Origin of the sequence: Clostridium sp. AF36-4 (assembly GCF_003435975.1) — a bacterium.
Lineage (GTDB): Bacteria > Bacillota > Clostridia > Lachnospirales > Lachnospiraceae > Eubacterium_F.
This window is the reverse complement of sequence record NZ_QTVH01000019.1, coordinates 1-14752: the sequence shown is the minus strand read 5'-3', so window position 1 is coordinate 14752 and position 14752 is coordinate 1. Positions and strand designations below refer to the sequence as shown.

Here is a 14752-nt window from a genome sequence, read left to right as displayed (position 1 = left end):
AAAGCAAGGAGAGTTTTTATGCACATTTTAGTTGTTGAAGACGAAAGAATATTGTGTGAAACAATCGCTCGTAGCTTGAAGCGTCTTGCTTATAGCGTTGACTGTTGCTATGACGGAATAACCGCAATGCAAATGCTTGCTGACGATAACTTTGACCTCGTTGTGCTTGATTTGAATTTACCGGGTGCTGACGGCATGACTGTTTTGAGAACACTCAGAAAAACCGACCGTGACACAAAGGTGCTGATTTTGTCTGCCCGTAGTGAAGTGTCTGATAAGGTTGACGGTTTGGATGCAGGTGCAAACGATTATTTGGCAAAGCCGTTCCATTTGGAAGAACTTGCTGCAAGGATTCGCAGTCTTACCCTCCGACAGTTCACTCAAAATGATGTTGTGCTGACCTGCGGTGATGTTTCGTTTGACACAAAATCTCGCAAGGCTATTGTCGGAGGTGAACCTTTGCCGTTGACCCGCAAGGAAACAGGCATACTTGAATATCTTATGGTAAACAGAGGTCGCCCCATAAGTCAGGAAGAATTTATTGAACATGTGTGGGACAATAGCGTTGACAATTTCAGCAATTCGATAAGGGTACATATTTCTGCTTTGAGAAAGAAACTTCGCACTTCTCTTGGATATGACCCGATTCGCAATCGTATCGGTGAGGGCTATGTAATGGAGGAAGAAGAATGAAAAAAATATCTCTTCAATGGCGTATCACTTTGATGACTGCTATACTTATAGGTATAACCTGCGTGTCTATGAATTCCCTTATCGGTTATTCGGGCAGACATTATATGGATTCTATCGGCAGTGACATTTCTGCTAACAGCGATTCGTATAAAGGTGAGCAGGAATTTTTTGACCCTGAAAGTGCCGACCTTGACCAAGAAGTAACTATTATAGTTAACGGTGCGCAGGAGTCGTTTTCCACTACAAATTGGTGCATAACAGCGGTTGTAACATTGCTTGGCGGTGTTTTGGCATACTTTGTCAGTGGCAGAGCATTGAAGCCTTTGCACACCTTTGCTTCAAGGGTTGAAAATGTTCAGCCGAATAACTTGACCGATATGAAGATAACCGATGATGTGCCTGCCGAGTTCAAGCAATTCAGCATTTCTTTTAATCAGATGCTTGACCGACTTGACGAGGGGTTCACGGCACAACGGCAGTTCACCGGCAATGCCGCACACGAATTGCGCACCCCTCTTGCATTGCTTCAGGCACAACTTGAACTTTTTTCTGTTGAGCATCCTGATTTAGATGCCGAAAGTGCCGACTTCCTCAAATTATTGCAGGAACAAACAGGGCGAATGTCGCAGGTTACAAAGACTTTGCTTGAAATGAGCGAGCTTCGAACTGTGCCGTGTAATGACTGCATTGAGCTTGCACCGATGATTGAGGAAATTCTTGCCGACCTTTCTCCTGTGGCAGAGAAAAAAGGGGTCACTCTTGAATGTGACGGCACCGGCACTATGGTGGGCAGTGACACCTTGATTTATCGTTTGATCTTTAATTTGACGGAAAACGCAATCAGGTATAACCGCCCTGACGGAACTGTGCGTGTTTCTGTTTCTCAGGATGGTGACGATCTTGTTGTCAGGGTTGCCGACACAGGTTGCGGAATACCAGAAAAGTATAAAGAAAGTATTTTTCAGCCGTTCTTCCGTGTGGATAAATCCCGTAGCAGAGAAAATGGCGGTGTGGGTCTTGGACTTTCTTTGGTTTGGGAAATTGCTGATATTCACGGTGGCAAAGTACAGGCAGAAGAAAGTACAGAAAAGGGAACTGTTATGACAGTTACTTTTCCGTTGAACAGAGAATACAAGGATGATTAGTCCAAAATAGAACGAAATATATACAACAAAGTGTTTTTCACAGTAATACAACTGCCTACAGGTGGTGTACACTATGGGAAAAGTTAATTATTTACTTCTAGATATGTCTGTTTTGCCGGAAGTTTATGTAAAAGTGATTGAGGCAAAGGGCTATTTGCAGTCGGGAGAGGCGGCAAACGCATCGCAGGCTATAAAGATGGCAGGAATATCTTGCTCGGCATACTATAAATATAAGGATAAAATATTTGAGTACAGCGAGCAGGGGGATGATGCCACAACAATCAATGCCAAGCTTCAGGACAATGCCGGAGTTCTCAGTTCGGTTATGAACGAGCTTTATTTGGCAGGGGCAAACATTTTGGCGGTTAATCAGAGTAAGCAAAACAAGAAGGAATTCTTACGCGGATACGACTACATGCTAAGCAAAATCGAGCCTGAAGCCGTCATTGATGGGGTAAATTTACTGCCGGAAAGTATTAGACAGACTACACCTGTGACCTGTTTCAGATTTGATAACTGTTTTTACTATATCCGATTTCTTCTTTTCTTACAATCCCCATATATGATTTTTTAGTGCCGCTATCTTTTTTATCTGTGGATAAGGAATACTGTATACCGGCATATTCCACTAAACAAAGCTGAAAAATCTGCATTGCTGTTATATTTACTTGTATAATCACTAAAACTTTTGATTTCTGACATAACACCAGCCTCCTTTCTGAACTATAAACGTATATCTATCGGTGTATATACTACCGACTGTCCACTTTCTGATGCTGGATTTTTTATTATTTCTGCTGTTTCTGTTTTGACACCTGCATTCTCTGATGCATCTGTTGTCGTATCTGCATTTTCCTGTGTAATCTCTGCTTTCTGAGTTTGATCCTTCTTTGTTTCTGCTGCATCTGTACTGTTGTCTGCCTTTGATGCTTCTTCCATGGATCTATTTGCATCTGAAAGTGAGGACATCTGTGCTGCTGTTGCAGACTGCGCTTTTGCCTGCAAATCTGCCAGTTCTTCTTCTTTCTTTTCGGTATTGCCTTTTCCAGCATCCTGCTTGATTTCAGACTCAAGCACACCGGCTCTTCCTTCCATCTGTGTTGCCATACTACCCTGCACTTTTGCTTGCTTCATAGATGATTCTGCGGAAATCATTGCCCGCATACCTGCCTGTGACAAGCCTGTTCCTTTCTTTGCAGATGTATTTTTTGTACCAGCCACCATATCATCCATAGATGATTTTTTTCTCTGCTGTTCCTTTCTATGTTCAATCTGGTGCTGTCTTAACTGTTGATTGAGATTTGTAATTTCCTGCTGTATCTCCTGACGTTTCTTCATCTTATCCTCTAATGACAGTTCTTCATTTGATGATAAGTCCTGCAATTTCTGCTGTGCATTTGCAATCTGATTCTGAATATTTTTGCTCACAGAATCATTCGCCTGTGCCATTCCCATTGCTCCTGTCTGCGTATTCGTTCCGTTAAATCCATTAATTTTCATCATTTCGTTGTCCTCCTTAAACTAATACTCTGAAATCCGTTTCCTGAAAATCTGTATAACATGATTTCTCTTTATTTTTTCTTTCGGCATATCTTTCTTCACAATAAACCGCGATGTTGTGAACCGCCCTTTTTTCGTTGTGAAGCTTCAAAAAAGCACTACATATTTCTGTAATTTACAAAATACATAGTGTCAATTTATTTCTTTATTCTACCTGCATCATAATGCTAAGGATTACTTCCTCATTTCCCTGCTCCAAAGATATATCTCCCATATACATTCTGGCAACTCGGCGAATGTTATTCAGACCCATTCCATGTTCCCTCCCAGATTTGGTTGTTTCTGGCAAATCGCTATCATCAAAATTAAGCTGACCCTCAAAACTGTTTTTTATGGTTATCATAAAGATACTGTTTTTCTGAAAAGAAGAAATGCTGATATATGGATCATCTCCACTTACATTTTCCATACAGTTATTCAAGGCATTATTCATGATCACACTCAGATCAAATGCATTTAACTTCGTATTCTGCGGATAATGAAAGTCTGATATAAACCGAATCTGCCTTTCTTTTGCTTCTCTCAGCTTTTCCATCAAAATGACATCAATCACCGGACTTCCTGTCTTTATTTCCGGAGATACCTCGTCCCATTCATTTTTCAGATGTTCCAAGTATTCTGTAGCATCATCCATATTATTATGTGCCACCAGATGTTCCAGTGTCTGTATATGATTTCCCATATCATGTCGCATGGAGCGGATATCCCGATACAACTTTTCAACTTCCTCGATATGCTTTTTCATGTCACTGATCTGATTTAATACCAGCTCTTGTCCCCGCTGTTCTTCCTGCATCTCTTTCCAGTTTTGAAACATTACAATCACAACAAGAATAGCAACTATGGAAATCAGATAGTGTAAAAAGCTTAAAGCTCCATAAAATTCATATGTATCAATCAAGTTCTTTCCAGTATCTCTTTCGTATATCATGAGATAATATTGTAAAATGCCATACCCGGTGACGCCTACAAGTGAAGGTATAATAAGCATTACCATCTCTTTGACGCTCATTTCATCTTTTTTGTATATATACGCTTTATTGATTAGTCCTATTGCAATCGCAATAAAAGCAATACAAAGTACAAGATCCAAAACTCTGGTTCCAACATATAGTCCGTATTGCAACCACACTTTTTCTGCATCCATATTCCGAAATACAAGTGCTTTTGTAACAAGATCATCAAATCTGTCTGCCATTGCAACCGTTAACCATCGGATAGAAAAGAACGTAATTGCAAGAAATATTTTCTGATATATATTTTTTCTGTCCTCTACATACATTGTAAGAAATGCTGCTATAACTCCAATCAGATATGCGGAAAAATTGTCAATCTGTGGCGGAATCATATATAAAACAAGCATAATCGTAATATAAACAATACTGACTGCCACAGCCCCTTTTTTCTTTTTTATATAAGGACAAACAAATTTTCCAAAATAAATTCCTGTAATCATAAGGAGTGCAATAACAGAAATTTTCGATGTAACCATCCAGCATTTTTCTACCAAACTCATCCGATTTCTTTTCCTTTCCTCTGATTATATTTCAAATATTGTTTTACAAACTCAGGATAATTCTGCTTTGCAATCAGTGCAGTTCCATTTTCCATCGTCACACAATTTGCATCATATTTCTGAACATATTTGAAATGTACGAGGTAAGCTCTGTGTGTACGAAAAAAATCTGCTCCCGCAATTTCACTCAGTTCCTGCAATTTTCCATAATATTCAATATTCGTATCCCGTGTATGGATAATGACTTTTCGGTTATATACCTCAGCATACACAATATCCTTCAAAAACACTTTCATATGACTTCCTCCGGACTGCACCATCATGTATTTTTCATCCGATTGATTTTCAGAATATTGTTCAATGCTTCTGACCGCACGTTTCACAACTTCCTCAAATTTTTCATCGGAAAATGGTTTCACCAGATAATGAAATGCTGCAACATCAAATGCCTGAAAAACATACTCCTCCACAGCAGTTACAAATATCAATACCATTCTTTCATTTTTCTGACGCAGAAGCCTTGCCGTTTCCATTCCATCCATTCCTGGCATCTGAATATCTAAAAATAGAATATCCGGCTTACAACCACTTGCAATCAATTCATCACCAGATAAATATTTTTCTATTACTGCATCCGGTAATAATTTCTTTATTTTTTCTTCTAATATCAATCCTATAGATTTTTCATCATCGCAGATTGCTATTTGCATCTTGTCACTTCCTTACTTACATACAATTATATTTATTATATCGGAAAAAGTCTTTTAATAGCTAGCCGACATGTTGTAAACCGACCTTTTTTTGTTGTGAAATAACATATCACTGCATATCTTTTACTCTGACATCTACAGTATTTTTAAATTTTACAATCTGATGTGAATACTGTTCATTCACAAGTGTAGAACGAATCAGAAAATTCGCTGTTGCAATATTATTTGCAATCGGTATAGATGCATAATCTTTATAATCCAAATCACTTTCCTTCCATCTCCATCCACATCTTCTTTTTCTGCAGTACCTGTCCTTCCTCTATCTCCGGGCGGATAATTGACTTTATCACTTCTTCCGGAGCCTGTGCCTGCAGCAGATCCCCACAATTCCCTCCCATGCACCATCCGCAAAAAGTGTTTTTAACTGTGCCAGAGACTGTAAAATCGGTACACAGTACACACCTCGGCTCCGGCAGGTCGAAAGAATCTTATCAAAGTTATTCGGCATCTTGATATTTGCCATTTCATCCAGCCAGAAACCGACATCCATCGGCAGCTTTCCTCCAAAGAATCTTGCCTGACGGTACAACTCCTGAAAAAGCAGCGTGTAAACCATGCCCGGCACGAAATTAAAGGTGTCATCGTCATCCGGGATAATGATAAACAGATTGCTTTTTGTTTTCTTGTCTCCGTCAATTCCTACTCCAAACTCATCCAACGGAATGTCATTGGATGAAAAGATTTCCAACAGTTCCTCATTATCGAAAGGCTGCATACGGGCATTTACGGTCATAATGACAGAACGGATCGTTTCATCCGGACCTCCCCGGTATCGCTGATAGGCTTTTACAGCCGGATGATCCGGCTTCTTTTTTACCAGTTCTTCCATACGCAGATCCAGTTTCGGCGGTGTGTCCGCATCCACAAACTGAGCCTCATCTAACAGATATAAAATCGTTTTCCAGTTTTTCTGCAATAGTTCCGCCCACCCTCTTTTCTGATTATTGTCCAGGCAGATACAACGCACAAAATCCTTTGATTCCTGCTGTTCTTTCGGCAGATTGGCAATATACAGATTCGGAGATTCTGCCACCATCTGCGCCTGCATTACTAAAACCAAAGTCCCAGAGCCAAAGCAATGACTGCTAAAATAAAAAAAGAGAAGAAAAGTATTCTTCTTGAAAATACCTTTCTTCCCTTTGGGGTTGAAATGTTATTTAGTTGGTTCATAATTGTCCTTTTTACTATGTATTTGCATCTACAAACTGGAAGTTTCTTGTCACCACATTGTTTAACTGTTAGCTCTAAAGTTGATATTTGCTTTCCTTGCTTGACTGCACAAATCCTTTGTTTGTAGTTTATATTGCTTGCCATCTTTAATAAAATTTGTTCCGCATTGTCTGAATTCAAAGGATACATTTTTACCAATACACTGTTCTCTGATATGAAGTACCCAAGAATAATCAAAGGGTCTTGCATTATAATCTGACTCTCCGCCAACTACCACAAGTTCAATATCATCGAGATATTGTTCTATATTGATTGATTCCAGTAACGGTTGGGCAGTTATGCACTTATGTTTAATTGGCAAGTCCTTAAACACAGAAAGCTTTTTATCTGCATTTTTCTGATTTTCAATCGTACAGCATACAACTACATTATCATATCCACCGTTCCAATCATCAGGAATACATTCCATAAATCTCTCAATTCGCTTTGTAAGAAACAGAAAGGTACAATCTTGACGAGTTTTAATCATTTGCCAACATTCATAGCGCCACTCATCTGCCTCTTCAATCAGGAAATCAGTTGAAAAACAAGTATAAACAATTCCTGACTTCAGCTTATAGTTACCATTTTTCAGTTGCCGTATCGGTCTATCAAAATCCCTTGTTTTTTCAATAGAATTTGTGTCAACACCTCGTTTAGCATCACCTTTATGAATATAGCAATGTAAACAGCCTTCACTACATTTTTTGCAACCTCTCCACGGATTCCACATTGCCATATTCTCACGCTCCTATAACATCAATTCGCTGATTTGCTAATATCATTTCCAGATTAATCAACATCAACCAACTCCAGTTCCTTTATAAACATCTTCTTAATATGTTCCATACTATCAGCGTTCACTATCCAAAAGAAGGCACTGTTTTTACATTTCTTGTAATTCACACCATCCATCATGAAATCGTAACCAGCAGTACATGTCGGACTGCATTCAGACACTCCGGTCAGTCTTTTACAATCGCCCGCCTTCATCACATTCTTCTTCATCTCTTCCGGAATGGAATCTAGCAGTGTCTGATACATATGTATGTGCCTTGCATAAATTCTGACAAGCATTCCGCTCTTACGAAAAACGTAATTCATAAGTGCTATTTTTTTCTTATCTTTTATGTGAGCATATGTAACTACATATCCCTGCTTTGCCTCTTTAATTTCCATTTTACATCCATTGTCCAAAAATAATTTATGTACTTCATTAACAAATGGAAGATTATTCGTTTCTACGACTTTGAGAAAGTCATCATATGTTATTGCCATCTTCATATACCTCCCTCTATTTTTTTACAACAGGAATCCATACTTCATATTTCATATTCATCGGATCTGCATTTAAGTATACTTCCACATCCGGTCCGTCTGCATATTCATATCCTGATGTAGGAAGCCAATCTGTTACAATGCGACGTTCTAAATCCTGAATTGAAGTCCCTTCTCCCTCACTTGAAAATACCGCCCATGTAAAAGCGGGTACTATGCTTTCCTCCATACCCTCCGGAATACTTTGTGTGCTGGCAACAGCAATGTAATATTTCCATTCTTCTTCGTCATTACACATACTAACACCTAATATGCCCGGCATATCTTTACCCATTATGCCAAGCAGTTTTTGAATACTTCCATCCATATGAGCTTTTCCCCACATTTGGGGAACCATCTCAAAATTCTTTTCCACTTCCCTCTGAAGTGGCATCGAAATTCCCACAATTCTAAATGCTTCCTTTTAGGTATTTAGGGGTTGCAAAAAACAATCAATTCAGCATAATTTGCAGCATATTCTTTTAATTTAGTACTCAATGTACTATTCATATTATAGACTTTGATATAAAATTCTTTAACTTTGTTAGGTTTTTTTTATACTTTTCGTAAGTATCAATATCTGTCTCTAATTTTTTTAACTCTTCTTGAAAATCATCAATAGTTTCCGCAACATCTTTTTCTACAGTTGTGCCAAATGCCACTTTGCAAGAAGAATATAATAAACTTTCAGCTAAAACAAATCGTTCTAGAAATGAACTTATTAGTATAGCTCTACAATATGCATTGGAAAATATGGAAATTAAAAACGATATTAAAAATGCAATCGATTAATCAAAATCACCCATCTAAATGATGGGTGGAATAAAAAACGAGAAAGGGGGCAATGCATTAGATCATGGTAATAAAGAACACACGCTCTCCCATAACACATTTCTTGATGCCGAATTACTCAGAGCAATTACATACATGCTTATATTAAAAGAAGCTGATGTTCCAAATACACAAATCAGGAAATGCCTAAAAAAATTATCAAGATTTCCATATTAACAGCATTCATTGTTTTACTCTAACAAAAGATGAGAATTGACCTAAAGGTCCGATGTGCCATCTACGAAATTGTTGTCGCGACTATGAAAAACACAGCGGAACAACGCATATTGCTCCACTGTATCTAATTCAATCCTTATTGTACCGTCTTGAACTTTGCTTTCTTGTTCACACCACGTTTGATAAGCATTTTCTTGTAGGCCTTGAATTTCTTCTTCGGTACTTTTACCGTCATCTTCTTTGGTGTCTTAGAAAATGCTTTGCTGCCAATCTTCTTTGCGGTTAACTTCGAAGACTTGATTGTAAGCGTCTTCATCTTACTGCATCCATAGAGGGCTTTTGAACCAATCTTGGCTACACCCTTTCCAATGGTTGCAGACTTTAATTTCTTACAAGCGTAGAATGCCTGCTTACCAATGGTCTTAACCTTCGATGGAATCGTAACCTTAGCAAGTGTTACACACTTACAAAATGCTTTATTTCCGATTATTTTAACATTCTCACCAAAATTCACGTTCTCAAGTTTCTTACAGCCATAAAATGCATCGTCACCAATTGTAATAATATTGTTTCCGATAATTACTCTCTTAATATATCTATTATTCTTAAATGCATTCTTCTCGATTGCAGTTACCCTGTATGTCACACCATCAATGGTTGCTGTAGCCGGAATGGTTACTGTAGCCTGTTTTTTATCCAGTGGTGCAAGGTAAGTTACTGTACCCTTTGTAGGGTCAGATGCTGTCACTCTATAAGTTCCCTTTGCTTTATTGGCATCCTGCCATACCCGGCCTTCTGGCAAAGTTGCCTTTCCTGTGGCTTCATCGGTAGTGGTGGTATTTATGGTGCTCTGCGACTTATTCTGCGCAATCTCTTCCTCATTCACAGTACTATCGGTTACAATAAATGAATAACTCTTGCTAGATTCATTAAAACCATTAACATTACCCGGTCGAATTGCTAATGTATATTTACCTGGTGCCGTCGGTGCAGATGTAAACGTCGTATTTGTACCACAATCAAGTGCGTATAATTGCACTCCATCTTTCCATAAATACACCCAATAATTCTGTGTACCGTATGAAGAATCCCAAGAAAATGTTATACTTTCTTTTGAATTATATACTGTCTTTTCGCTTCGCAGATTTGTTACTGCCGCTGGAATACTATCCGTCACAATAAATGAATAACTCTTGCTAGATTCATTAAAACCATTAACATTACCCGGTCGAATTGCTAATGTATATTTACCTGGTGCCGTTGGTGCAGATGTAAACGTCGTATTTGTACCACAATCAAGTGTGTATAATTGCACTCCATCTTTCCATAAATACACCCAATAATTCTGTGTACCGTATGAAGAATCCCAAGAAAATGTTATTCTTTCTTTTGAATTATATACTGTCTTTTCGCTTTGCAGATTTGTTACTGCCGCTGGAATACTATCCGTTACAATAAATGAATAACTCTTGCTAGATTCATTAAAACCATTAACATTACCCGGTCGAATTGCTAATGTATATTTACCTGGTGCCGTCGGTGCAGATGTAAACGTCGTATTTGTACCACAATCAAGTGCGTATAATTGCACTCCATCTTTCCATAAATACACCCAATAATTCTGTGTACCGTATGAAGAATCCCAAGAAAATGTTATACTTTCTTTTGAATTGTATACTGTCTTTTCGCTTCGCAGATTTGTTACTGCCGCTGGAATACCAGTAGATGAACTACTGTTGCCCACATATATATAGCCTAACAGCGTTTGTCCCCATCTATTATTTAATGTTTCCTTTGTATATGTATTGCAAGAATACGAAGTTGCTCCATCGTTCGTTCCAGCCTCACTTATTGTTACATTATTTCCCGATACTGATTCAACAAATGCTACATGACCAAAACTCGAATCTGTCCAAACAGCGACAGAATTGACTCTAGGAACACTGCTTACTGTATACCCAGCATTTACCGCACCTTGATACCATCCCTTTGCATGTCCCTTAAACCCGGGTAAAGCAACACCTGTTACATCGTAAGTTCTTTTCCATGCATAATATGTACAATTATAACACAGCTTACCACTGTCGGAATAGTATGAATATACATATGGATTTTCTGCTGCCTCAATATTTGTAAATGTTATAAAACTAAAAAAAAGCGATACAATCAATGTTTTAAGTATTCTTTTCATTCTCATAACAAGAACCCCCTTTACAAAAGACATTATACTCCTTTGCAGGACTATTTTCAATAGTAGATCAGTTCCCCTCAATCAAAAAACCAATCTAGTCCTTGTGCAGTTTTTTGATATAATAGTTTTTCAATTACTGCTTATTAATAATATTCCTCATCAACAGAAATTGCATTAAAAATGTGCAGTTTCAATTCTTCATCTGTATCATATGTATAATTTAATATGGCCTCAAGAATCCTACGCAATAGTTTTTCATCTATATGTCCTGCACCACATGATAACTGATATTCTCCATCTCTCTAGAATACACATTTGCAACTGCCATATACCCATTTTTTAACAAAAACATAGCCGTTAGAGTTATAGCTATTCTTTTGTTTCCATCTGAAAAACAATATATCTTGACTTGCCATCTTTGTTCTGGCTCTTACTATTAAAGGTTTCCATAAAGGTAAAGTTTCAAATGAACTGAATAAATTGGACATTTCCCAGTTATTTAACTTACGTCCAAGTTGCTCTGATTGGTCTTTAATCATTGCAGCCAATCCACATTCATAAGATGCGATTAAATCCAACACTTCTGAATACATCGTATTTCTCGCATTATCTTTCTTTGAAAGATGCAATATTTTCTTATATTTGGGGGCTTTTCTTTGAAAATACTTTGATAAATTTTGTCTGTATAAATAGCATATTTACTATTTCCCATATCAACATAATTCTCAATGCATCCGTAAACTCTCTACGATAGTTCTCCTCTTGTAGAAATGCACTTATAAAATCTTGATCTCTTTGACTGATATATTTTGTAGAACCACCTGTTCTTTGATTCACAAAATCAATCACGATATCCAACATTATTTGACGAAGTATCTTTGCATTTTCGCTTTCAACAAGCAACATAGCCATATTAAAAAAGTTTTAAAATCAAACAACGCCATCTGCGGTGTTCAATTGCTGATGGGGCTGTCGGGGCTGTCGGGAAATAGATAGTCCATAGTAGCGGAGGCTAAGACCTACGCCGCAATTCCCTGAGCCTTTCTATATTGTAATGGACTTAATCCTCCAAGAGATATCTTAATCCGTTTTTCTGCATACCAATGGATATAACGATCAAGCATCTCAATAAATTCATTTATATTTACTCCAGTCCAAGTTCTATCATAAAACATCTCATTTTTTAAGCGACCGAAAAATCCCTCACAAGCCGAATTATCTGGTGAGCATCCTTTCTTGGACATTGATCTAGTAAGCCCTGCTTTTTCCATTCTTTCAATCCATCCAGGCCAGCGATAGTGTGCCCCACGATCTGAATGTACAATAGGATGTTCATCGTCGCCTAATGTAGCAATAGCCGCATCCAACATAGTATTAACTAAATCAGCATTAGGTGATGTTCCAATAGTCCATGATACAGGCAAACCATCATAACAATCAACAATAGGAGAAAGATAAATTTTCCCAGCCGGAATATGAAATTCTGTGATATCTGTAATCCATTTTTCATTCGGTTTTTCTGAATGAAAATCTCTCTGAAGCAAGTTTTCAACAGCGGGAGTGATTTCACCTTGATAAGAACTATATTTTTTACGCTTAGTTCGTTTTACAACTAGGTTTTCTTCTTGCATTAATCGTCGAATCACCTTCTCTGAATAGTTGCTTCCATCTGGTTTCTTTACACAGATGTACAAACGTCGATATCCGTAACATTCATACGATTCAGTAAAAGAAATACGAAGTTGCTCACGTGCATCCTCATATTTGTCAGGTGATTGTAATGCCTTTCTTTGGTAGCAATAACTACTCTTAGCTATTTGAAACACAGGCAATAATTCTTTAAGGCTATATGTATTTCTAAGGGCATCAATCACCATAGCCTTTTCCCTATTTGAAAGGGTTTCAAGACTGATGCCCTGGTCTTTTTTTATAATTTCTGCTGCTTTTTGCAATGCATCCTTTTCCAGTTTCAAACGGTAGACTTGTTTTTTTAGTTCTTCAGCCTCAACAGAAAGCGCAGCTACTTCACTGGTAAGTTCAGCTATTTGATCTGATTTAGTTTGAGCAGTAATATTTTTCTTTCTCTTAGGCATTTTTGATGGACTCCCCTCTGGAAGGAGCTGATTTTTCCAATTGTATAACGAGCAACGATCGACACCATATTTGTCTGCTACAGCATGTGCAGTTCCTTCTCGTGTACATAGATCCATTACTGCTTGCTCCTTCTGTTCTTCAGTTAATCTTATCAAAGAAACTCCTTGAGAACAAGGTGGAAATTCATTAGGATACTCTTCGCAAATCCATTGTTTTAGCAAGGTACGACATGGATATCCAAGCAAACGAACTGTTCTAGATACACAACGTCCATGCTCAAAATAGTGTTGTATAGCTTTTGCACGTTGCTCATCAGAAAACTTTGGTTTTCTGGTACTCTTTTGTTTTAGATCATCCTTTTCTTTATATTCAAGATACCATTGGTGTAATGTTTCATGATGATTAGGATACCCTAATTCATTCTTAACCGATCCAAAACTACAATCATACTGAATATATAACTTTACAGCACGCATTCTGTCTTCGTAGGAATACATATTAATTAACCCTCCTGATTCATTTTTTCAGGTCCAGGATTTTGTCCGCATCCCCTTTTTGACAATTCTGTAATTCATTTCACATTCTCCTTTAATTGATATATGGAAATGAATTGGAGGATAAGACTTAATATTTACTCCTTCCTCTGATATTTTGGAAGGGGCAATCCCATGAATATTCTTAAAAGCTCTGTTAAAAGCCGTCGGCGAGTCATATCCGTAAGAGAGAGCCACATCAATTACCTTTTCACCTGAAAGCAAATCAACTGCCGCAAGTGACATTCTCCTTCTGCGAATATATTCCGACAACGTAATATCTGCCATATATGTAAACATTCTCTGAAAGTGATACGAAGAACAGCCTGCTATTTTCCCAACCTCTTCCATATCAATCTCATTCTTTATATGTTCTTCCATATAATTGATTGCACTATTAAGTCTATTTATCCAATCCATACTTCATCTCCTAATTATTTATAAAGGATATCTTTTGTAGCAACCTCGCAATTTATGTTCAAAAAAAGCGAGATAGTGTCCTGAAATTATTTACCGTTTCTTGTCTTTCTCACGTGATAAAATCTGCTGATGTCAGCAGATTTCCCAATATTTCATATATCAGATTCACCCCGCAAAATTCCGATTTGTATATTTCTATTATACCATAATGATAGTCAGTTTTTCAAACTGAAAGTTGTTGGGGATGGGGTAAATTTACTGTCGGAAAGTATTAGACAGACTACACCTGTGACCTG

Annotated in this window: 14 protein-coding genes and 1 pseudogene; 3 read left to right on the top strand and 12 right to left on the bottom strand. The window is 37.7% G+C overall.

Going from position 1 to position 14752, the window contains the following annotated elements; genetic code table 11:
* The first annotated feature begins 18 nt into the window (after positions 1-18).
* From DW005_RS10105 to DW005_RS10095, 3 genes are all read left to right on the top strand, one after another.
* Positions 19-693: a response regulator transcription factor gene (locus DW005_RS10105; RefSeq protein WP_117479217.1), complete on the top strand. Its 675-nt coding sequence runs from the start codon at positions 19-21 to the stop codon at positions 691-693.
* Positions 690-1838: an ATP-binding protein gene (locus DW005_RS10100; protein WP_117479216.1), complete on the top strand. Its 1149-nt coding sequence runs from the start codon at positions 690-692 to the stop codon at positions 1836-1838. Before DW005_RS10105 ends, DW005_RS10100 begins: the two co-directional genes overlap by 4 nt.
* Before the next feature lie 73 nt (positions 1839-1911).
* Entirely contained in the window at positions 1912-2412 is a 501-nt protein-coding gene (locus DW005_RS10095) for a hypothetical protein (protein ID WP_117479215.1), read from the top strand.
* A gap of 149 nt (positions 2413-2561) precedes the next feature.
* Here DW005_RS10095 and DW005_RS10090 read toward each other — a convergent pair whose 3' ends face one another.
* The 12 genes and pseudogenes from DW005_RS10090 to DW005_RS10035 all read right to left on the bottom strand — a co-directional run.
* Entirely contained in the window at positions 2562-3341 is a 780-nt protein-coding gene (locus DW005_RS10090) for a FlxA-like family protein (RefSeq protein WP_117479214.1), read from the bottom strand.
* 202 nt (positions 3342-3543) lie between these two features.
* The gene (locus DW005_RS10085) at positions 3544-4914 is read right to left on the bottom strand and encodes a GHKL domain-containing protein (RefSeq protein WP_117479213.1); all 1371 of its coding nucleotides are present in this window, start codon (positions 4912-4914) and stop codon (positions 3544-3546) included.
* Positions 4911-5624 carry a LytTR family DNA-binding domain-containing protein gene (locus DW005_RS10080; RefSeq protein ID WP_117479212.1) on the bottom strand — a complete coding sequence of 238 codons (714 nt, stop codon included), beginning with the start codon at positions 5622-5624 and terminating at the stop codon, positions 4911-4913. The genes DW005_RS10085 and DW005_RS10080 overlap by 4 nt, the downstream gene beginning before the upstream one ends.
* A 109-nt stretch (positions 5625-5733) precedes the next feature.
* Positions 5734-5886, bottom strand: coding sequence for a methylglyoxal synthase (locus DW005_RS10075; RefSeq protein ID WP_022376675.1), 153 nt, complete (start codon positions 5884-5886; stop codon positions 5734-5736).
* A gap of 84 nt (positions 5887-5970) precedes the next feature.
* Positions 5971-6720, bottom strand: a complete 750-nt coding sequence (locus DW005_RS10070) for a type IV secretory system conjugative DNA transfer family protein (protein WP_181975022.1) — start codon at positions 6718-6720, stop codon at positions 5971-5973.
* Positions 6721-6915: 195 nt separating this feature from the next.
* Positions 6916-7632 carry a DUF5131 family protein gene (locus tag DW005_RS10065; protein WP_117479210.1) on the bottom strand — a complete coding sequence of 239 codons (717 nt, stop codon included), beginning with the start codon at positions 7630-7632 and terminating at the stop codon, positions 6916-6918.
* 53 nt (positions 7633-7685) lie between these two features.
* Positions 7686-8171, bottom strand: coding sequence for a hypothetical protein (locus DW005_RS10060; protein WP_117479209.1), 486 nt, complete (start codon positions 8169-8171; stop codon positions 7686-7688).
* 16 nt (positions 8172-8187) lie between these two features.
* Positions 8188-8619, bottom strand: a complete 432-nt coding sequence (locus DW005_RS10055) for a GyrI-like domain-containing protein (protein WP_347461645.1) — start codon at positions 8617-8619, stop codon at positions 8188-8190.
* Between the two features lie 735 nt (positions 8620-9354).
* Positions 9355-11415: a leucine-rich repeat protein gene (locus DW005_RS10050; RefSeq protein WP_181975021.1), complete on the bottom strand. Its 2061-nt coding sequence runs from the start codon at positions 11413-11415 to the stop codon at positions 9355-9357.
* A gap of 296 nt (positions 11416-11711) precedes the next feature.
* Positions 11712-12002 carry a hypothetical protein gene (locus tag DW005_RS13855; protein WP_181975020.1) on the bottom strand — a complete coding sequence of 97 codons (291 nt, stop codon included), beginning with the start codon at positions 12000-12002 and terminating at the stop codon, positions 11712-11714.
* Between the two features lie 426 nt (positions 12003-12428).
* On the bottom strand, positions 12429-14000 hold the full coding sequence (locus tag DW005_RS10040; protein ID WP_117479207.1) for an IS3 family transposase: 1572 nt from the start codon (positions 13998-14000) through the stop codon (positions 12429-12431).
* Positions 14001-14054: 54 nt separating this feature from the next.
* Positions 14055-14456, bottom strand: a pseudogene (locus tag DW005_RS10035) (AraC family transcriptional regulator); the annotation flags it as partial.
* Between the last annotated feature and the right edge of the window lie 296 nt (positions 14457-14752).

Coding starts and splice junctions, on each gene's coding strand:
- DW005_RS10065 (WP_117479210.1), bottom strand. CDS start 7,632: ATGGCAATGTGGAATCCGTGGAGAGGTTGCAAAAAATGTAGTGAAGGC.
- DW005_RS13855 (WP_181975020.1), bottom strand. CDS start 12,002: ATGTATTCAGAAGTGTTGGATTTAATCGCATCTTATGAATGTGGATTG.
- DW005_RS10060 (WP_117479209.1), bottom strand. CDS start 8,171: ATGGCAATAACATATGATGACTTTCTCAAAGTCGTAGAAACGAATAAT.
- DW005_RS10090 (WP_117479214.1), bottom strand. CDS start 3,341: ATGATGAAAATTAATGGATTTAACGGAACGAATACGCAGACAGGAGCA.
- DW005_RS10050 (WP_181975021.1), bottom strand. CDS start 11,415: ATGAGAATGAAAAGAATACTTAAAACATTGATTGTATCGCTTTTTTTT.
- DW005_RS10070 (WP_181975022.1), bottom strand. CDS start 6,720: ATGGTGGCAGAATCTCCGAATCTGTATATTGCCAATCTGCCGAAAGAA.
- DW005_RS10100 (WP_117479216.1), top strand. CDS start 690: ATGAAAAAAATATCTCTTCAATGGCGTATCACTTTGATGACTGCTATA.
- DW005_RS10080 (WP_117479212.1), bottom strand. CDS start 5,624: ATGCAAATAGCAATCTGCGATGATGAAAAATCTATAGGATTGATATTA.
- DW005_RS10085 (WP_117479213.1), bottom strand. CDS start 4,914: ATGAGTTTGGTAGAAAAATGCTGGATGGTTACATCGAAAATTTCTGTT.
- DW005_RS10040 (WP_117479207.1), bottom strand. CDS start 14,000: ATGTATTCCTACGAAGACAGAATGCGTGCTGTAAAGTTATATATTCAG.
- DW005_RS10095 (WP_117479215.1), top strand. CDS start 1,912: ATGGGAAAAGTTAATTATTTACTTCTAGATATGTCTGTTTTGCCGGAA.
- DW005_RS10105 (WP_117479217.1), top strand. CDS start 19: ATGCACATTTTAGTTGTTGAAGACGAAAGAATATTGTGTGAAACAATC.